Raw genomic sequence first — 18,328 nt, forward strand, 5'->3', positions numbered from 1 at the left:
TATTTTTTTTCTTTAATTAGTATGAACGGTAGGCAGATAAAAAGAGGGGATACGCTATACAGCATAACCCCTTTTTTAGTGTGATTTTTAACTACGCCGGCGAAATGCTGTCCAGTTCACTGATATCGTCAGCGGTTAATTTGAGGCCGGTTGTCTTCATGTTTTCTTCCAGGTGCTTAACACTTGATGTTCCCGGTATCAGCAAAATATTATCAGCGTGGTTTAACAGCCAGCTCAATGCTACCTGGTGTACCGTAACGCTGTATTTATCGGCGATAGATTTCAACTTATCCTGTGCAGCCACATTGCCCGCATTGAGTGGGAACCAGGGTATAAAAGCCATGTTTTGCTCTTTGCAGTAATTTAAAACGGTTTCCCATTTGCGGTTATCAACGCTGTACATGTTTTGTACAGATACCACTTTAAAAAATTGTTCTGCATTTTTAATATCGGCAACACTAACTTCTGATAAACCAATGTGTTTGATCTTGCCCTGTTGTTGTGCCTCCTGTAAAAATTTAAAGGTTAACTCTGCAGGCACGTTAGGGTCAATGCGGTGCAGCTGATACAGTTCTATCTGCTCCAGTTTCAGGCGCTTTAAGCTGCCATCCAGTGCTTCTTTTAAATGATCGGGATGCGCGTTAACCGGCCACTGGTCGGGCCCGGTGCGGGTTAAACCACCTTTGGTGGCAATAACCAGGCCTGCAGGATAGGGGTGCAGCGCCTCTGCTATCAGCTCTTCCGATACATAGGGCCCGTAACTGTCGGCGGTGTCAATAAAGTTTACGCCAAGCTCAACGGCCCGCTTTAACACACGGATGGCTTCGTCTTTATCCCTGGGCGGGCCCCAGATACCCTGCCCGGTGATCCGCATTGCGCCATATCCCAACCGGTTTACGGTAAGATCGCCACCTATGGTGAACGTCTTTTTATAAGAATTGATCAAATCAGTCATAATTGTTGATGTTTACGAGATAAAATAGGTAATTAAAACACCCGGTTTCGCCGGATTGTTCTTGATACTGCGCTATCAGTTTGTCATTTTTTTATAAAACAAAAGCCGGCTGTCGGGCCGGCTTTAAAGTATCAATGTACTGCAATGTTATTTTACCGTATACCGGTATACTGTACGGCCTATATTGCCATAAGCATCAATTCCCTCAATTATAGCGCGGTAGGTGCCGGTACCATCAGCATTAAAAAAATCGAAAGAGGCTGTGCCGTTTTTATCGGTCATCACCTTGGGGTTCCAGTAAATGGTAGTTCTGAAATCGCCTCCCAATACACCTGTTTTGGTAGCATCATATTTTGGCGAATAAAATGCGCGGGCCATATTATAACCCTTGGGAGTGAAGTTTACGGCGCTGTATTGTGGCGTCAGCAGTTCATTCAGCAACTCTTTATTAAGTGGTTTTTTCTCTACTTTCTTACTGCTTATAACCAAAACGCCATTAGTGTTATCCATTTTATTTAATCCGCTTAACCCATCGTTGTTATAAACTTCAATCTGGTCAATAGTCGAAGGGTCAACGCTTGCCATCCGGTCAAAATCAACTACAGATCCATCATAATAAATAGCCATTTCAACTTTTTTACCGGTGTTGTAATCCCTTGTGATATATAACTTATTATCATTATAGGTGACACCCGGAAGGATATACTTGATACAATCATAAACAGAAGGGCAGCCGGTAAGGCGGTTGCCGTCGACAACGTGATCAGGAATGCCACCCAGGCCAACCAAAAACGGGAAATCCTGATGACTTGCTTTTTTGGGCCCGCGGGTTTGCGTAATCACAACCTCTTTAATTACGTGCGAGTTAAGCGATACCTTTTTGTCGTTTTGCAAATAAGGGTTTAACGCGGTATCAATATTAGCCACTTCATCGGGGGCGTTGATGTTAGGCACGGGTAATTGCGGCGACACATTGTTCACCATGATCATCAAATTATTACCGTTGTAGTTACCCCGGGCATTAACAACTGCTTTTACAGAATCCGGGAAAAATAATTTGGGGATCTTAAACTCGCCTTCCTTGTTGGTATTAACGGTTGAAGAAACGCGCATGTTTTTGATGTAAAAATTCACTACCCCGTTTGGTACAGGCATACCGGATGCCGTCCGTAATGACCCCGAAACCTGGATGCCGTCCTCAGGCTCAAATTTTATTACCGGTTGTTTATTGGCTAAAATGTCTTTATAAATAACGCGCCGGTACCCCTGGGTAAGCATTAACAGGTCCAGATCGGCAGCGGTTTTGTCATTTACGCTGTTGAAATAGTAGTTTGGTTTTTCAATATATCCTTTTAACTCTGATGTAAGCAACAGGCTGGTGAGGATAGTGATTTCTGAATTTTCATTAAAGGGCACTTTGGTGTCATCTAAAACGGTGACAGATAAGCTGGCCAGGGCCGGTTGATTGTCGGCCGTTTTGGCCGTAACATTAAAGTTTACCTGGTCGCGCACACCATAGGTAGTTTTAGGCGTATTCAATCCAATTTTTAACTGGTCATTGCGCCTTACAAAGACTATACGTTCGGCCAGTGCATCGCCGGTTGATGAAAAGATGGTAAACTTAACAATGCCCGAAGGAAACTTCGACTTGGGTATTGTGGCCGAGTAGCTTTTGGTTGTAAGCGCGGTTTGACCGGCATAACAAACAACCTGGCCCGACTGGCCTATTATCGCTATCGGTTTATTTTTATTGATTGCCAGGAACGCATCGCTCGCAGAAAACGTTATTGCTATTTTTTCAGGATCTGTATTATTTACAGACAGGGTCATTCCGTCGTCTTTAACCGCCGGCAAATCATAGGTGGTTTGTGCGCCGTCGGCAAAAACTATAGCTGCTTTATAAGTTTTTCCGGTAGCCGGGGTTAATTCAAAAACGCCCATTCCTAAATGCTCGGTGGCAATGGTGGCAACTACGGCACCGCTGTTGTCGGTCACCGTTCCTTTTACTTCGGCACCCAGCCCGTCGGGCTTAACCGCCTTAAATGCCACCTTTGTTTTTATACCATTTATCAACTCGCCGCCTTCAGGAAAAAACTGGACATCCAGCGGGGCCACAATGTTTTTTAAGCTGTATGAATTGGTGATGGTATTGTTGTTAATATCAATACCGGCAACAAGCAGGGCACTGCTTAAAGTACTTATTTTACTGGTAGTGAAGCTAATGTTGATATTCCCTCTGCTGTCGGTGATACCTTTTCCCTTGCCCAGGGTTTCGTCATCGCTGTTTTGCGCGCGCCAGCTTACTTTCCGGCCGGCATAGTCGCGGCCGTCGGTAGTATAATAATGTATAATGGCGTCTACTTTTGCGGTATTGTTTTTTAACTGGCCGGATAAGGATATGGTATTAAAAACATTTTTGTCTACGATGGTGCCTACAGGTATTGTTTTAAAGAAGAAGTAGGCCGGGTCAAAATTGCGCATCCAGTTGGTGTAGGCCTGCACATGATAATTGCCTTCCCGGTAGTTTTCTTTTAGTAATTTAATATCACCGTAAGCCATCCCGTCTATTACGGGCAGCTTTAGCCGTTGTACTACCGAATCTTTACTGCTTAAAATATCTACATAAACAACCTTGCTCAAGGTAGAGGGCAGGTGTTTGTTCTTAGTCATATCATCATTGATGGTAACATCAGTGGTTAAATAGGCTTTAAACCAGATCGTGTCGCCAACTGCATAATAAGGTTTATCAAAATGCAGATAAACTTTTTCAAGCGGGTATTCATTGTTGTATTTTACGGTTTTGGTAACGATGGTCTTTATACTTACCGTATCGTTTTGTGAATAGGCCGACAAGCAAACCGCAAGCAGTGAAAATAGTATAGCAGTAAATTTCTTAAAATTCATCGGTATGGTTAAAGGTGCTAAAAAGATGGCTAAATATATCCATTTATGCTGTAGTATAACCAAGCATATTGTACTTTAACATTTTTTTACATTTTGTAGTATAACCGGTGTGCAATAATCTTCAACAAAGGCCGGTAAATACTGTTGCAATAATTAATAAGATGGCTTAACATGGGTATTGAAATTGAAAGAAAGTTTTTAGTAGATCACGATAAATGGCAGCTGTTACCAAAGCCGCAGGGCTGCATTATGCGACAGGGTTATATTGTAAATGAGCCGGACCGTACCATTAGGTTGCGCCTGGCCGGCGATAAGGCTTACCTTACTTTTAAAAGCGGTACATCAGGCATAAGCCGCAGGGAGTATGAATATGAGATCCCGGTTAATGAAGCCGCCGAACTGTTTGAGCAATTTGTAAAAGCAGGCTTACAGAAAACAAGGTATTGTATTACTTATATGGATAAGCTATGGGAGGTGGATGTTTTTGAAGGCGATAATTACGGCCTGATTATAGCCGAGATTGAACTGAAGCGTGAGGATGAGCCATTTGAGCTGCCGGAATGGGTAACTACCGAAGTAAGTGAGGACGCCCGGTATTATAATGCTAATTTATCATTAAAACCCTATAACACCTGGTAAAACAAATAAGGCAGCGCTTGTAGCCCTGCCTTATTTATTTACAATGGCCGTAGCCGATAGTATTATTTACCAGCCACTGCCTTTTTTTGCAGCGCCGCTTGCGATATGACCTTCAGCCGTAGCTTTGCTCATAATAGCAGCCATTTTGTTGCCTGCGCTGTCTTTACCTGTAGCAATGTACCTGCCCGATTTTACATCAATAGTAGGATCGATCATTGGTACATTCTTGGTTTTTGTTTTTACTGAATAAGCGGTAATGCCGCCACTTGTAGGTGTTGCCATGATAAGTTTTTAATTGTTTAAAAAAGTTAACCTTTGTTAGGTGTGAATTGTTTTCACAAACATAGTTTATTGTTATTAAGTAGTATATAATTGTGAATATTTTTTATCCCTGAAAATGTGGATAAATGGCCGTTTTTAAGCTGTTTTGTTGAATTGTGGAAAACTTATTAGGTTTGAAGGTGAACGGACAGAGTTTTTAACACATCAAAAAATGCGTAAAACCCGGCAGAAAGATAACCGCATTTTTTTAATTTAGTAACCAAAATAGATTACAACTTTAAACCGGATATGAAAAAAAGAGATTCCAGCATACTATACCTTCTGTTAGGTATATATGCGTTAATGATAAACTGGTATTATAACCACTCTATTATAATGCTTATACTATGCTATATATTCTGGCCGGTATACCTTATTTACGAATTGCTGACCGGAGGTTTATCGCATGGCATGTGGAAGCATATTCCCGAGAGCTATTTTAAATAACGGCTATCGTCAAACCTTCTCCACTACCACCGCGGTGCCATAGGCCAGTACCTCGGTAATGCCCTGCATCACCTCGTTGGCATCATACCGCATGCTGATAATAGCATTAGCGCCTATCGCCTGCGCATGCTGTATCAATAACTGGTAGGCTTCCTCGCGTGCGTTTTCGCAAAGTTCTACATAAATAGAGAGCCGGCCGCCAAAAAGCGACTGTAAGCCGCCGGCGATATTGCCGCCAATGCTCCGGCTGCGTACGGTAATGCCGCGTACTATGCCCAAATGTTTAACTATGCGGTAACCTTCAAGGCTAGTGCTGGTGGTTATGAGTGAATGATCCATATTTGATAAGTTAAAGTTTACTTATCAAATATAATACATTCAATACAGTGTATTACCTGTACTTACACAGGTAAGCGCTCTGGCCGGCAGTTTTAACTTTAAACGACGTGTTAGCCGGTACCTCAAAAGATTGACCGTTTGTAAAAGTTTTCCAATCCTGCGCGCCGGGCAGTAAAGCAACCAGTTCGCCTTCAATAACGGTCATGGTTTCATGGGTTGATGTGCCAAATTCATATTCACCGGTTTCAATAACGCCGATGGTTGATTTACCATCGGCAGTTGTATAGGCCAGTGATTTTACCGCGCCGTCAAAATATTCGTTTACGTTTATCATTTTTTTTATTTGTGGCCGAAGATGAGAAAAAAATAAAAAATATCGAATAAAGATGCCGGATAAATAAGCCGCATTACTTTATCCCGCCAAAAGCTGCGAAATAAGAATTTTTATGCAGGATCTCCACATTCGTAAAACCCACCTTTTTTAACAGGTCCATCTGGTAGTTTACTGATCGTGGGGTATCCTCATGGTCAACATAGTCCAGCACTTTTTGCCGGTATTCTGCACCGCCAAGCGTGTCCAGGTAATCGCTGTAGCGTTTTTGGAATAGCCGGTTCAATGGTTCCGAGTCATGCGCGATAAGATCTGAGATCCAGATGCTGCCACCCGGCTTTAAAGCTTTATAAAGTTTGCCGAAAACGTTTTCCCAATCGGCATCGCCGCGCAGGTGGTGAAATGTTGCCGCCGCCAATACAATATCAAAATGTTCGTCGGGCAGGTTCAGGTTACGCATATCATCCTGTATAATGGTTACGTCGCCCCTGGTTTGTGCTGATACCCGCTGCTTCGCCCGTTCAAGCATGGGCAAGCTCAAATCATTTAAGGTACAGTTAAGGTCACTGATCTTGCTCAACATCTTTAAAGTATAGTTACCGGCACCGCAGCCAATGTCTAACAGGTTTTTAGCATCGGGATTAATGTATTTAGCCGCTTCGGTGCAAAGCTCCATAGTTAAAGGCGCATCAATGGTGGTTGCCTGCCCGGTATCAAGGTTTGAAAAACGGTCGACATCATTATCAAACCGGTTCCTGATCTCTTCGTTGGTTGCCTTACCGGCATAATTTATATTCATAATTGCTATTTAGTTGATGATTTGTCAAACCTATCTATTTTTACAATATTTGAAAAATATCAATATTATCAATTATTGATATCTAATAGGTATCGTAAAAATGGAGATCAGGCACCTTTTATATTTTAAAGCCGTTGCGGCTCATTTACATTTCAGAAACGCGGCTGCCAGTTTGTTTATTTCGCAGCCGCCGCTAAGCCGGCAGATTAAAGAACTGGAGGAGGAGCTAGGCGTACGGCTGTTTTTACGGAACAACAAGCGCGTTGCGCTTACGGATGCCGGAAAATATTTTGCAGCTTCAGTTGATTCAATATTGAACCAGTTGGAAGAAAGTAAGAATGTGGCGAAGCAAATTCATTTGGCGGCCGACAGCGGCGAATTAAAAATAGGCTATATAAGCTCGGTTTATCAGCCACACCTGGCCGAAGTATTAAAGGCCCTGCGTAGCGTTTTCCCTTACATTAAAACAAGCCTGTATGAGCGGCCCACCATAAAACAAATTGAGGCGCTTGAACAAGGCAAGCTTGACGTTGGGATATTGCGGGCACCCGTCCAATCGGCCAAATTAACGGTACAGACACTTTTCTTTGACCCGTTTATGGTGGTTATGCCATCAGTCGGAAAAAAATTCAGCAGCAATCAGCAGCTTGCAGAATTTATAAAAAACAAGCCATTTATTTTTTTCAATAAGGAATATGCGCCCCAATACTTTGATAAACTGGTTGAAATATGCCACCGGCTGGGGTTTGAGCCTGACATTACCCATGAGGTAAATAACGTTCATTCTATAGTGCAACTGGTTGAGGCCGGACTGGGCGTAACCATATTACCATTATCATTAAAACAGCAATATGCTGGTTTGCAGTTGTCATTTGCCGAATTGCGGGATATCCCGGTTAATACCGAGGTGGTTTTAGCCTATAAAAAAGCTAATTTAAATGGCGCGTTAAAATGGTTTATTAAAAATTACAGCGATAAATAACATCTGCTCGGCGACCGGTATTGCTACCGTCGCAGGGTTCGCAAAAACATGATAGCAGCAATAAACAGCAAAGCAATATAAACTACTTTCATAAGCGGCTAAGTAAATAATAATTTACCGAAGCCGGAAATAAAAAAGCCCGGAGCTGTTAGCCGCGGGCTTTTTGAATGGGGTAGGCCGGTTTATTTTTGTAACAGTACCGTTGCCTTAAGGCTGGCCTGCACAGCGCCAGACAAGTAAATAGTATAAATATGGCCGGCTTGTATGCTGGTAGGAATGTTTAACAACTCGGTTGTAGAACCTGCTGTATAAAGCGAGAATGTAGTTCCGGGATTAACGTCTATGTAATTAGAGTTTAGCTTGCTGGTGAGGCCGTTAACCAGTTTAACGCCGCCTGCAATTCCAAAATCAACGTCTGATGTTAAGCCTACGTTAAGGTTGATAAAACGTACACGGGCCTTGCCTGATTGTGGTGCAGTTACATCGTCCTGGTAAGCTACGGTAAATCCGTTAAAGTAAAAAACACTATAGTATGCCCCGGGTTGCGGCGATATGTTAAACGAAGTAACATTAACCCCTGAAGCAGAGGTTTTAATAACTGCCGGATGGTCAACACTGGTTACCGAAAAATAATCGGTACTTTGATTATACGCCAGGGCGGAAGTATTTTCTTTGGTATTATCCACGTAAAAATCCATCGGCGATGCGGATTCATCAGCATTGGTGAATTGGATATAGGCCGTACCGCTAACCTCGGATTTTTTGCTGCAGGCGTTGAAGGTTAGGGCAATCGCCACAAGTGCAAACAAATAATAAATAGTTTTAAGATGTACTGTTTTTTTCATGGTTTAAAGATATAAAGCAATTATACAGATTATGGTAGAAAATTTAATAACATATATGGATCACGATGGATTGATTCATTTACACAACGTCAGGGTTTAGCAACAAAAAAATGCCCGTTACGGCTATAACGGGCATTTTAAACAGATATTATATTTTTTAGTCTTGAACCAGCACGTGATAGCTGATGGTTGCCTGTGTTGCACCCGAGATAAAAATGGTGTAAATATGCCCGGCCTGTATGGTTGCAGGGATATTTAACGCTACTGTGCTTGAACCGGCAGCATATAACGAAAACGTTGTAGCCGCATCAACATCATAATAAGCCGACGCTGCTTTATAGGCCAGGCCTGATGCTAATTTACTTCCGCTGCTTATGCCGAAGTCAACACTTGAATTTAAAGCCGAGCTAAGGTTGATAAAACGTACTCTCGCCTTGTTTGATTTGGGTGCAGAGTGGTCGTCTTTTGTAGTAACTGTCGACTTGTCATCAGTGTAAAACACGCTGTAATAGTTGCTTCCGGCAGCACTTAGTGTTGTTGAGCTGTTTACGGTAGCGCTTCCGCTTGTTTTAAATTGTAACTGATGATCGCCGGCTTTAACATCTGTATACGCGGTGGCTTGTGTATAGGCCATTCCGGATGTATTTATTTTATTGTTGTCTACGTAAAAATCCTGCGGAACAGAGGCCTCGGCGGTATTGGCAGCCATTACATAGGCAGATACACTAAGACCTGCACTATCATTTTTCGAGCAGGCGCTGATACATAGCGTCAATAAAAATAATGAAAAGAGTGAAATTAAGGCTTTAGGGGTCCAGTTGTTGTTTTTTGTTTTCATGTTTATTTTTTAAATAGATGTACCTATTTAGACAATTTTTGGAGCTAAAGGTTTTAAAAAATGAAATATCAGGGTGCGGTGCTATCGGTATTTACTGCGATTATTCATCAACAAATTCCAATATATCGCCGGGCTGACAGTTTAAAACACGGCATATCGCCTCAAGCGTTTCAAGCCTTACTGCTTTAGCTTTACCGGTTTTTAAAATGGATAAGTTAGCCATAGTTATACCTACCCGCTCACTTAATTCGGTTAATGACATTTTGCGCCTGGCCATCATGACATCTAAATTTACAATTATGGGCATGGCTATACGGTTAGGTCCTGTTCGTCTTTTAAAACTTTACCCTGCTTAAAGGCGCTAAATAACAGTAAAAATACAATACCGGTAGCAAATGGCTTCCACAAATCTATCCAGGCGGTATTATTCAAAATCACCTCCGGCGTAAAATATTGGTAAAATACCAGCTTCATTAAAAACACCAGCGACAGCATAACAAAAGGAAAGATCAGCAAACTGAAAGCGATGAGCCTAAGGGTGTTGATATTGCTTGTAGTAAATGCTTTTCCCCTTGAAAGGTCAACAATAAAGGCCAAAAAACAACTCAACAGATATCCGCAATAGAAGAGTAACGCCCCATCAAAGATAATTGTAATAACATTTACCGCGGTCCGGGTACCTTTATTAACCGGGATCATTATGCCCTCCACCGAAGTATCATAGCTATATTTAACCGGTACATCAACCTCGTACATGTGCTCAGCGTATCTCCCGCCGCCTGCCACTCTTTTTGTAAGCATTTTCCGGAGATATGACTGGTTATGCTCCCGGTAAAATTTGACCGAATCACCAAACAGATGATCACCGAATGCATTTTTCAATTTCCAGGCAGGCAAGGTAATGTAATATTGGACAGGATACGACTTTGACCGGGATTTGAAAAGATAATACAGATCGGTACAGGTATCGCAATACAAATATCCACCGGTAGTACCAATTACCGTATAAAAGTACATGCTGCTTGTACGGAAAACGTTCTGATTCTTTAGATTACGCCGCAGGCGGATGCTGTCACGTTTGGCTAAATCCTGGTAATAGGGCAAAGTGTCAGGCACTTCCGGGTCAATGGGCTTTAACTGGTCGATCGTGATGACGCTGGAGGTGCTATCTGTAAGAGTAAGAGTAGCTGGTTTTAAATAAACCTGCATCAGGATTATTGGGGCAATTGCAAACAGGCTGCCCACAACTATGCCTATCAGTGATTTTGTGGTGAGTTTAATTTTCATATAAGTGATAAGTTTGGGTTAATTGTACTGGTTTTTATAATATGATAAGGTTTAGGTGTTATTAAAATACATTGCAAATAAATAATTAATTATTGATATAAACAAACTATTTATTGATTTACGATAAAATTCTTAGGGCGTACCTTTGTCGGCTTCCTGTTGATAAAACATAATTGCCTTTTTTTCATTTATGATATACATGGCAGCAGCAAACAGATCAATATACGCGGCACTTTTAGCAAACCTGCTGATAGCGATTACAAAATTTATAGCCGGGGGTATCAGTAACAGCGCTTCCATGGTGGCCGAGGGTATACATTCAATCGTGGATACCATTAACCAGGTATTGTTATTGCTGGGCCTGCGGTTAAGCAAAAAAAAGCCCGACAAATATCATCCGCTGGGCTACGGCAAGGAATTATATTTTTGGTCGTTTGTGGTATCTATATTAATTTTCGGCCTTGGGGGCGGGATATCTGTTTACCAGGGCATTATACATATTATACACCCCGAAGAGCTGGGCAACCCGTTATGGAGCTACGTAGTGCTGGCGCTTTCTGTTGTATTTGAAGGTTCCTCACTTATTATAGCCGCTAAAGAATTTAACAAGCTGCGCGATGGCCAAACCTGGTGGGACGCCATTGTCCGCAGTAAAGATCCGTCCACGTTCCTGGTGTTGTTTGAAGACAGCGCCGCCGTAGTTGGCTTATTTATCGTAATGATATGCCTGTGGTTGAGCCATCATTTTAACAAACCGTTTATAGACGGTATTGCCTCATTGCTGGTTGGGCTTATCCTGGTCATTGTTTCGCTGATTCTGGCCCGCGAAAGCCGCAGCCTGCTCATGGGCGAGGGGATAAGAAAGAATACCAAACTACGGATAAAAGAAATTACCGAGCGTGATAAAGCGGTACTGAGTTTGATGCACCTGATGTCAACCTACCAGTCGCCTGATGAAATTTTGGTGATGATGATCGTAGCGTTTAAACCCGACCTGGATACCGCCGAAATTAATGAGGCGATAGACAGGATCCGCGAGGAAATAAAAGCCGAGTTTAGCCGGATCCGGTTCCTGATCATTCAGCCCGATGTTTTTGAGGGCAAGGTTGATCCGGACGTGCAGGCGTATATTTAAATTTGATATTTTTTGTGATTTGGCTGCCTTTGTTGCTGACAGCAATTGATTTTTGAGTTTGTATTAATTACAAATACCGGTACTTGTTGGTGACAACACCAACAAGGGCGAAGATTTTGGTGATAAACCGGGCGCTTTGTTGGTGTTGTCACCAACAAATTCAAGGCAGAATATCAGTCATCGTGACGAGATAATAAACTAAACTCGTCATATCCTGTTCGATAGAAATTCATAGACGGATAGTACCGCCTTTGTTGGTGTTGTCACTAATAAATTCAAGGCAGAATATCAGTCATCGTGACGAGATAATAAACTAAACTCGTCATATCCTGTTCGATAGAAATTCATAGACGGATAGTACCGCCTTTGTTGGTGTTGTCACCAACAAATTCAAGGCAGAATATCAGTCATCGTGACGAGATAATAAACCAAACTCGTCATATCCTGTTTGATAGAAATTCATAGACGAATAGTTATAATCTTCAGGAGCCTCCACTAATTGCCATTTATCTTGCAATGGATTGGTATGAATATAATCTAACTTTTGATTAAAAACTTCTGGCGTCCATAAATCGATAGCCAGCGAATTTCGTTCCCAAAATTGATACCGTCTATCCTTGGTATCAACCAAAAAGTCATTAAGCCGTTTGTCGTTTGTATCCATAAGCCGAAACTTGAATTGCTGTGCAGTAAATTTAAGAAAGCGCAGCTGTATATTTTCCTGCTTGTAACCATCTTGTATTTGCCAAATTAAATGAATATGATTTGGCATGATCACAAACGCATAAACTACAATACTTCCTTCGTTTTTTAAAAAAAGCAGGCTTTTGATGATTATATCTTTATAAATATCGTCTTTTAATAGATATTTCCATTCTAAAATAGTGGCGGTGAAAAACTGTGGGTGATAATCGAAATTGATTTTTGGCATTGTACTAAATTACAAAAATACCGGTACTTGTTAGTGACAACACCAACAAGGGCGGCGAAAGTGTAAACTTTTACTGTCTTGCGCTCGTTTGCAACGGGTACTTAATATTATTCAACGTCTGTGACGCGACCGCCGTTGCAATACGACTGCCGTTGTTGGTGTTGTCACCAACAACTATGCACCGGGGCGGGTTGCTGCTAATTAAACAGTACGGTACTTGTTGGTGACAACACCAACAAGGGCGGCGAAAGTGTAAACTTTTACTCTTGCGCTCGTTTGCAACTAGTGCTTAATATGATTCAGCGTCTTTGACGCGACCGCCGTTGCAATACGACTGCCGTTGTTGGTGTTGTCACCAACAACTATGCACCGGGGCGGGGTATCGCTAATTAAACAGTACTGCGCTTATTGGTGACAATACCAAAAGGGCGATTTTTTTCGGCAAAATCAAATCAACAGTTATAAGCTTTAGCTAAATTGCCTGCCTTCAATAACCATCATGATCTTAGAAGCAGCCATACTCAACGTTATCCCTGGCAACGAAACCCAATTTGAAAATGACTTTGCCACCGCCGGCCAATATATCAGCGTAATAAAGGGCTACATCAAACATTCGCTCCATAAATGCATAGAGCAACCTAACCAATATTTACTGTTGGTTGAGTGGGAGACATTGGAAGACCATACCATTGGCTTTAGGCAATCGCCGCAATACCTGGAATGGAAAAAGCTGCTGCACCTTTATTATGATCCGTTCCCGCTGGTAAAGCATTATGCGGAAGTATGAGAGAGAAAAGCCCGTTAAAAGAAGGGGCCCGAGCGGAACCCTTGCTTTAAAATTCGCTAACTAAACATCAGCCAGCTCCACCCAAACCGGCGCATGGTCGCTTGATTTTTCCCAGCCGCGTACGTGTTTGTCAACGCCGGCTGCCAGTAACCGGCGGTCAACTTCCGGACTAAGTAAAAAGTGGTCGATGCGTAAACCGGCGTTGCGGCCGTAGGCATTTCTAAAATAGTCCCAAAAAGTATAGATGGTTTCTGTGGGATAGAGCTTGCGCAAGGCATCCGTCCAGCCCTGGGCCACCAGGCGGTGAAAAGCCTCGCGTGTTTCGGGCCTAAACAGCGCATCATCCAGCCAGCGCTCGGGTTTATATACGTCCTGTTCGGTAGGCATTACGTTATAATCGCCGGTTAAAACAACCGGGATTCCCCGCGCCAATAATCCGGCAGCGTGGCTGATAAATCGCTCGAACCATTGCAGCTTATAATCAAACTTCGGCCCCGGCGCAGGGTTTCCGTTAGGTAAGTACAGGCAGCCTATTACAACGCCGTTAATAAAGGCTTCAATGTAGCGGCTGTGCAGGTCCTCCGGGTCGCCGGGCAATCCGCGTTTAAGTTCTTTGATCTCGCCCTTAGCTAAAATAGCTACGCCGTTCCAGCTTTTTTGACCATGCCAGATGGCGTTATAGCCGGCATCAATAATTGCCTGCTCGGGGAATTTTTCCTGGGGCGCTTTCAGTTCCTGCAGGCAAACCACATCAGGCCGGGTTTCTTCCAGCCAGCGCAGCAATACCGGCAGGCGGCCGTTAACACCGTTAACGTTGTAGGTAGCTATTTTCATGATTTAAACTTAAAAAATTAAAACGGTTTTTGTTTTCGGTTTGTCCTGTAACAGGTGTTTTAAACTAAAATCTAGACAAGATACGGTGTGATTTTTTTTTAGGGCGCGTCATAATAAATCAAAAAGTGTAAATTCATACCAGTATTAACAATCAATAGTATAAACTTTTTTCAGGACGGGTCAAGCTCCGGGGTGATCCACGTTTAATGATCCGCTCGTCGAAAAATGGTCTAAAATGGCCATTTTTTAATTATTTGATTATCAGTTATATAATTGGATATTACGCTTAAAAATACTAACTAATAAGACTGATCCAAAGTGATCCGCCTAAAATGTTAAACGATTTATTTTCAATAAGTTAATTAAAACAGGTGATCCGGGTGATCCATATTTTAAAGTGGATCACCCGAGCTTTAACGGATCTATCCACATTTTTGTAAATTTTCAACAATCCTGCTAAAGCCGGGCTAATGCATTAACTTTACCAGTCACTTAAAAAGTAATCATCCGCCTTGGCAAAAGACGCTACCAAAGAAACTCCCTTAATGCAGCAGTATAATACCATTAAGGCTAAGTACCCTGGTGCTTTGCTGCTGTTTCGCGTAGGCGACTTTTACGAAACCTTTGGTGAGGATGCCATCAAAGCCGCCGGTATTTTGGGCATTACGCTTACCCGGCGCGGCAACGGTGCCGCCACGTTTATTGAGCTGGCCGGTTTCCCGCACCATTCGCTCGACACTTATTTGCCAAAACTGGTACGTGCGGGTCAGCGGGTAGCAATATGCGATCAGCTGGAAGACCCGAAGGCCACCAAATCTATTGTGAAGCGCGGCGTTACCGAACTGGTAACCCCCGGGGTGGCAACCAATGATAACATCCTTAATCAAAAAAGTAATAATTACCTGGCATCGCTGTATTTTGAGAAAAACAGCCTGGGTATTGCGCTGATTGATATCTCAACCGGCGAGTTTCTGACCGCGCAGGGCAACAGCGACTATATCGATAAACTGTTGCAGGGTTTTAACCCGAGCGAGGTGATCTACCAAAAAAGCAAGCAAACCGAGTTTAAAGAAAGCTACTCCGATCGGTATTACACTTATACGCTTGATGAATGGCCCTATAGCGGCGACTATGCGCACGAAACCCTGTTGAAGCACTTTGGTGTAAAGTCGTTAAAAGGGTTCGGCATAGAGAAGCTGAACCTGGGTATTGTGGCTGCAGGCGTGGCGCTGCATTACTTAAATGAAACCGAGCACCGTAACCTGCAGCATATATCGGCCATAAGCCGGATTGAAGAGGACAGGTACTTATGGCTTGATAGGTACAGCGTCCGCAATTTAGAGCTGATAGGCTCGGCAAATGAAAATGCGCATACCCTGGTTGAGGTGCTTGATCATACCTGCTCGCCAATGGGGGCAAGATTATTGCGCCGCTGGATAGTAATGCCCCTAAAAGAGCTTAAACCTATTAACGACAGGCTGGGCGTAGTTGAATACCTGATAGGTGAGGAGGAGCTGCGCGAGGAACTGCAACAACATATCCGGCAAATTGGCGACCTGGAAAGGCTGATATCCAAGATAGGCCTGCAAAAAGCGAATCCGAGAGAGGTTTGCCAGCTTAAAAAAGCGTTATTGGCCATTGAGTCAATCAAGAAACTATGCGAGCATTCTATAAGCCCGCCACTAAAAGCTATAGGCGAACAGCTAAATCCATGCGCTACCATTTCTGAGAAGATAGCCAGGGAGCTCAATCCCGAGCCACCGATAATGCTGGTAAAAGGCTCGGTGATGAGCGACGGTGTAAACGAAGAACTTGACCGTCTGCGTAAAATAGCTTTCGGCGGCAAAGGCTATCTGCTGGAGATACAGAAACGCGAAGCCGAAAGCACCGGGATACCGTCTTTAAAAGTATCGTTTAATAATGTGTTTGGCTACTACCTGGAGGTGACCCACAGTCACCGCGAAAAGGTACCTGCGGATTGGATCCGTAAGCAAACACTGGTGAATGCCGAGCGCTACATTACCCCCGAGCTAAAAGAATATGAAGAACAAATATTAGGCGCCGAAGAGAAAATCCTGACGCTTGAAACCAAACTATACAATGACCTGCTCTATGCATTAGCCGAATATATAAAACCTATCCAGCTCAATGCCCAGCTGATTGCAAGACTGGATGTATTGTTAAATTTTGCCACCATAGCGATCAAAAACTATTACGTTAAACCCCAGATCAATGAGAGCAGGGTTATTGATATTAAAGGCGGCCGCCACCCGGTAATTGAAAAGACTTTGCCGCAGGGCGAAGAGTACATAACCAATGATGTTTTCCTGGATTCAGAAACCCAGCAGATCATTATCATCACCGGGCCAAACATGGCCGGTAAGTCGGCTTTGCTAAGGCAAACCGGACTTATCGTACTGATGGCGCAAATGGGGTGCTTTGTGCCCGCAAAATCAGCGTCGTTAGGCCTGGTAGATAAGATCTTTACCAGGGTAGGCGCATCTGATAATTTATCATCTGGCGAGTCGACTTTTATGGTCGAGATGAATGAGACGGCAAGTATCCTCAACAACTTATCAGACAGAAGCCTGATCCTGCTGGATGAGATTGGCCGGGGCACATCTACCTATGACGGTATCTCCATTGCCTGGTCAATAGCCGAGTATTTGCACAACCATCCGACGGCCAAAGCAAAAACTTTATTTGCTACGCATTACCATGAGTTAAATGAGCTGAGCAGTAGTTTTAGCCGCATTAAAAATTTCAATGTAACGGTTAAAGAGATCGGACACCAGATCATTTTCCTGCGTAAGCTGGTGCCGGGCGGCAGTGAGCATAGTTTTGGTATACACGTGGCTAAATTGGCGGGCATGCCGCAGAAAGTTCTGTCGCGCGCCAACGAGATCCTGAAGAAGCTTGAAAACGAGCGTACCGGCGGCGAACATATCAAAGAAAGTATCCGCAAAATACAAAAACAGGCTGTGCAAATGCAAATGTTCAGCATAGATGATCCGGTACTTGTAAAGATCCGCGACACGCTAAATAACCTCGATGTAAATACACTTACACCGGTTGAAGCCCTGATGAAACTGGACGAGATCCAGCGGGTAATAAAAGGGTAGTTATTTCGGATTCCGGATGTTCAATTTCGGATTTGGTTGATTTGTAGCGACGCAATGCGTTGCGTCTGCCGGTACAAGGTGTTGATATGTTTAAAACATCACCAATCGCCGACCGTCATTTCCAATTACTTTTATGGTATGAAATTGAATCGCCATATCTTATTGCTTTGCGCTGTAGTTATGCTATCGGCCTGCCATAGCAAAAAGGCCGTGCTAAAAGGCGAGCCCGGCGAAATTGTAACGCCGCAGGCAAGCATTGCTGATAAGTACGCCCAACTAATGGGTGTTGATAAAAACGCCATTACTAACGGCCGCCTGTATAATTTCATTGAGTTATGGGCCGGTACTCCTTATAAATTTGGAGGGTTGGATAAAGACGGGGTAGATTGCTCGGGCCTCGCTTTGTTGCTTGAACAGCAGGTTTACGGCATCAACCTGCCCCGCATCACCTATCAGCAGGTTGCCGTTATAAAACGTAAATATGAAGACGAACTGAAGGAAGGCGACCTGGTGTTTTTTGATTTTGACGGAAAACAGTTTAGCCACGTAGGGGTATACCTTCAAAATGGTTATATCGTACATGCAAGTTCAACCAAAGGGGTAGTGGTGGTTCCGTTGCATGGCGCTATGTATAAATATTTTTCGCGCGCGGGTTCAATTATCGATACCGCAGTTGTATCAGCGGCCCGTAATTAATTGATTTCTTTTTTGTAGATATTTCCGCGAAGTCCTTTTTTTCATTCTCCCCGTCATTTATAGTCTATAGCTAAATATAATTCATATTTTTGTAATATGTCAAAGCAAGACTATTCCTTCTGGACTAAATACAAAA

At 43.1% G+C, this 18,328-nt stretch carries 19 protein-coding genes; 7 read left to right on the forward strand and 12 right to left on the reverse strand.

What is annotated here, in order from left to right:
- Positions 1-91: 91 nt before the first annotated feature.
- Positions 92-955 (reverse strand): aldo/keto reductase, encoded by an 864-nt coding sequence (locus tag LJ658_RS18970; protein ID WP_230548128.1) that lies wholly within the window; start codon positions 953-955, stop codon positions 92-94.
- Positions 956-1,102: 147 nt separating this feature from the next.
- Positions 1,103-3,859: a carboxypeptidase regulatory-like domain-containing protein gene (locus LJ658_RS18975; RefSeq protein ID WP_230548129.1), complete on the reverse strand. Its 2,757-nt coding sequence runs from the start codon at positions 3,857-3,859 to the stop codon at positions 1,103-1,105.
- A gap of 171 nt (positions 3,860-4,030) precedes the next feature.
- Here LJ658_RS18975 and LJ658_RS18980 point away from each other — a divergent pair, with 171 nt between their 5' ends.
- The gene (locus tag LJ658_RS18980) at positions 4,031-4,498 is read left to right on the forward strand and encodes a CYTH domain-containing protein (RefSeq protein WP_230548130.1); all 468 of its coding nucleotides are present in this window, start codon (positions 4,031-4,033) and stop codon (positions 4,496-4,498) included.
- Positions 4,499-4,564: 66 nt separating this feature from the next.
- Here the strand turns inward: LJ658_RS18980 and LJ658_RS18985 are convergent, their stop codons facing one another.
- The gene (locus LJ658_RS18985) at positions 4,565-4,780 is read right to left on the reverse strand and encodes a hypothetical protein (protein WP_230548131.1); all 216 of its coding nucleotides are present in this window, start codon (positions 4,778-4,780) and stop codon (positions 4,565-4,567) included.
- Between the two features lie 288 nt (positions 4,781-5,068).
- On the opposite strand from LJ658_RS18985, the gene LJ658_RS18990 reads away from it, so the two are divergent.
- On the forward strand, positions 5,069-5,266 hold the full coding sequence (locus LJ658_RS18990; RefSeq protein ID WP_230548132.1) for a hypothetical protein: 198 nt from the start codon (positions 5,069-5,071) through the stop codon (positions 5,264-5,266).
- A gap of 9 nt (positions 5,267-5,275) precedes the next feature.
- Here the strand turns inward: LJ658_RS18990 and LJ658_RS18995 are convergent, their stop codons facing one another.
- From LJ658_RS18995 to LJ658_RS19005, 3 genes are all read right to left on the reverse strand, one after another.
- A complete protein-coding gene (locus LJ658_RS18995) occupies positions 5,276-5,605 on the reverse strand; it encodes a YbjQ family protein (protein ID WP_230548133.1) in 330 nt (109 codons plus the stop codon).
- A 52-nt stretch (positions 5,606-5,657) separates the two neighbouring features.
- Positions 5,658-5,939 carry a pyrimidine/purine nucleoside phosphorylase gene (locus LJ658_RS19000; RefSeq protein WP_230548134.1) on the reverse strand — a complete coding sequence of 94 codons (282 nt, stop codon included), beginning with the start codon at positions 5,937-5,939 and terminating at the stop codon, positions 5,658-5,660.
- 73 nt (positions 5,940-6,012) lie between these two features.
- Positions 6,013-6,735, reverse strand: coding sequence for a class I SAM-dependent methyltransferase (locus tag LJ658_RS19005; RefSeq protein ID WP_230548135.1), 723 nt, complete (start codon positions 6,733-6,735; stop codon positions 6,013-6,015).
- 100 nt (positions 6,736-6,835) lie between these two features.
- Here LJ658_RS19005 and LJ658_RS19010 point away from each other — a divergent pair, with 100 nt between their 5' ends.
- On the forward strand, positions 6,836-7,717 hold the full coding sequence (locus LJ658_RS19010; RefSeq protein ID WP_230548136.1) for a LysR family transcriptional regulator: 882 nt from the start codon (positions 6,836-6,838) through the stop codon (positions 7,715-7,717).
- Positions 7,718-7,899: 182 nt separating this feature from the next.
- Here LJ658_RS19010 and LJ658_RS19015 read toward each other — a convergent pair whose 3' ends face one another.
- From LJ658_RS19015 to LJ658_RS19030, 4 genes are all read right to left on the reverse strand, one after another.
- Complete coding sequence (locus tag LJ658_RS19015; RefSeq protein ID WP_230548137.1) at positions 7,900-8,562, reverse strand: DUF4397 domain-containing protein; 663 nt, start codon at positions 8,560-8,562, stop codon at positions 7,900-7,902.
- A 157-nt stretch (positions 8,563-8,719) separates the two neighbouring features.
- Positions 8,720-9,400: a DUF4397 domain-containing protein gene (locus tag LJ658_RS19020; protein ID WP_230548138.1), complete on the reverse strand. Its 681-nt coding sequence runs from the start codon at positions 9,398-9,400 to the stop codon at positions 8,720-8,722.
- Between the two features lie 100 nt (positions 9,401-9,500).
- A complete protein-coding gene (locus LJ658_RS19025) occupies positions 9,501-9,707 on the reverse strand; it encodes a helix-turn-helix transcriptional regulator (RefSeq protein ID WP_230548139.1) in 207 nt (68 codons plus the stop codon).
- Positions 9,708-9,709: 2 nt separating this feature from the next.
- Positions 9,710-10,687 carry a DUF2975 domain-containing protein gene (locus tag LJ658_RS19030; RefSeq protein WP_230548140.1) on the reverse strand — a complete coding sequence of 326 codons (978 nt, stop codon included), beginning with the start codon at positions 10,685-10,687 and terminating at the stop codon, positions 9,710-9,712.
- 199 nt (positions 10,688-10,886) lie between these two features.
- Between LJ658_RS19030 and LJ658_RS19035 the strand changes: the two genes are divergently transcribed.
- A complete protein-coding gene (locus tag LJ658_RS19035; protein WP_230548141.1) occupies positions 10,887-11,822 on the forward strand; it encodes a cation diffusion facilitator family transporter in 936 nt (311 codons plus the stop codon).
- Positions 11,823-12,225: 403 nt separating this feature from the next.
- On the opposite strand, the gene LJ658_RS19040 is transcribed toward LJ658_RS19035, so the two are convergent.
- Entirely contained in the window at positions 12,226-12,753 is a 528-nt protein-coding gene (locus tag LJ658_RS19040; protein WP_230548142.1) for a transposase, read from the reverse strand.
- 499 nt (positions 12,754-13,252) lie between these two features.
- On the opposite strand from LJ658_RS19040, the gene LJ658_RS19045 reads away from it, so the two are divergent.
- Complete coding sequence (locus tag LJ658_RS19045) at positions 13,253-13,540, forward strand: antibiotic biosynthesis monooxygenase (RefSeq protein WP_230548143.1); 288 nt, start codon at positions 13,253-13,255, stop codon at positions 13,538-13,540.
- A 60-nt stretch (positions 13,541-13,600) separates the two neighbouring features.
- Here the strand turns inward: LJ658_RS19045 and xth are convergent, their stop codons facing one another.
- Positions 13,601-14,374 (reverse strand): exodeoxyribonuclease III, encoded by a 774-nt coding sequence (gene xth / locus LJ658_RS19050; protein WP_230548144.1) that lies wholly within the window; start codon positions 14,372-14,374, stop codon positions 13,601-13,603.
- Between the two features lie 512 nt (positions 14,375-14,886).
- On the opposite strand from xth, the gene mutS reads away from it, so the two are divergent.
- Positions 14,887-17,496 (forward strand): DNA mismatch repair protein MutS, encoded by a 2,610-nt coding sequence (gene mutS, locus LJ658_RS19055; RefSeq protein ID WP_230548145.1) that lies wholly within the window; start codon positions 14,887-14,889, stop codon positions 17,494-17,496.
- A 138-nt stretch (positions 17,497-17,634) separates the two neighbouring features.
- A complete protein-coding gene (locus LJ658_RS19060; protein ID WP_230548146.1) occupies positions 17,635-18,192 on the forward strand; it encodes a C40 family peptidase in 558 nt (185 codons plus the stop codon).
- Positions 18,193-18,328: the final 136 nt, after the last annotated feature.

Source organism: Mucilaginibacter sp. UR6-11 (assembly GCF_020880695.1).
Taxonomy (GTDB): domain Bacteria; phylum Bacteroidota; class Bacteroidia; order Sphingobacteriales; family Sphingobacteriaceae; genus Mucilaginibacter.

Excerpts from the sequence above, each read along its gene's own strand:
- LJ658_RS18970 (WP_230548128.1), bottom strand. The coding sequence starts at position 955 with ATGACTGATTTGATCAATTCTTATAAAAAGACGTTCACCATAGGTGGC.
- LJ658_RS18975 (WP_230548129.1), bottom strand. The coding sequence starts at position 3,859 with ATGAATTTTAAGAAATTTACTGCTATACTATTTTCACTGCTTGCGGTT.
- LJ658_RS18980 (WP_230548130.1), top strand. The coding sequence starts at position 4,031 with ATGGGTATTGAAATTGAAAGAAAGTTTTTAGTAGATCACGATAAATGG.
- LJ658_RS18985 (WP_230548131.1), bottom strand. The coding sequence starts at position 4,780 with ATGGCAACACCTACAAGTGGCGGCATTACCGCTTATTCAGTAAAAACA.
- LJ658_RS18990 (WP_230548132.1), top strand. The coding sequence starts at position 5,069 with ATGAAAAAAAGAGATTCCAGCATACTATACCTTCTGTTAGGTATATAT.
- LJ658_RS18995 (WP_230548133.1), bottom strand. The coding sequence starts at position 5,605 with ATGGATCATTCACTCATAACCACCAGCACTAGCCTTGAAGGTTACCGC.
- LJ658_RS19000 (WP_230548134.1), bottom strand. The coding sequence starts at position 5,939 with ATGATAAACGTAAACGAATATTTTGACGGCGCGGTAAAATCACTGGCC.
- LJ658_RS19005 (WP_230548135.1), bottom strand. The coding sequence starts at position 6,735 with ATGAATATAAATTATGCCGGTAAGGCAACCAACGAAGAGATCAGGAAC.
- LJ658_RS19010 (WP_230548136.1), top strand. The coding sequence starts at position 6,836 with ATGGAGATCAGGCACCTTTTATATTTTAAAGCCGTTGCGGCTCATTTA.
- LJ658_RS19015 (WP_230548137.1), bottom strand. The coding sequence starts at position 8,562 with ATGAAAAAAACAGTACATCTTAAAACTATTTATTATTTGTTTGCACTT.
- LJ658_RS19020 (WP_230548138.1), bottom strand. The coding sequence starts at position 9,400 with ATGAAAACAAAAAACAACAACTGGACCCCTAAAGCCTTAATTTCACTC.
- LJ658_RS19025 (WP_230548139.1), bottom strand. The coding sequence starts at position 9,707 with ATGCCCATAATTGTAAATTTAGATGTCATGATGGCCAGGCGCAAAATG.
- LJ658_RS19030 (WP_230548140.1), bottom strand. The coding sequence starts at position 10,687 with ATGAAAATTAAACTCACCACAAAATCACTGATAGGCATAGTTGTGGGC.
- LJ658_RS19035 (WP_230548141.1), top strand. The coding sequence starts at position 10,887 with ATGGCAGCAGCAAACAGATCAATATACGCGGCACTTTTAGCAAACCTG.
- LJ658_RS19040 (WP_230548142.1), bottom strand. The coding sequence starts at position 12,753 with ATGCCAAAAATCAATTTCGATTATCACCCACAGTTTTTCACCGCCACT.
- LJ658_RS19045 (WP_230548143.1), top strand. The coding sequence starts at position 13,253 with ATGATCTTAGAAGCAGCCATACTCAACGTTATCCCTGGCAACGAAACC.
- xth (WP_230548144.1), bottom strand. The coding sequence starts at position 14,374 with ATGAAAATAGCTACCTACAACGTTAACGGTGTTAACGGCCGCCTGCCG.
- LJ658_RS19060 (WP_230548146.1), top strand. The coding sequence starts at position 17,635 with ATGAAATTGAATCGCCATATCTTATTGCTTTGCGCTGTAGTTATGCTA.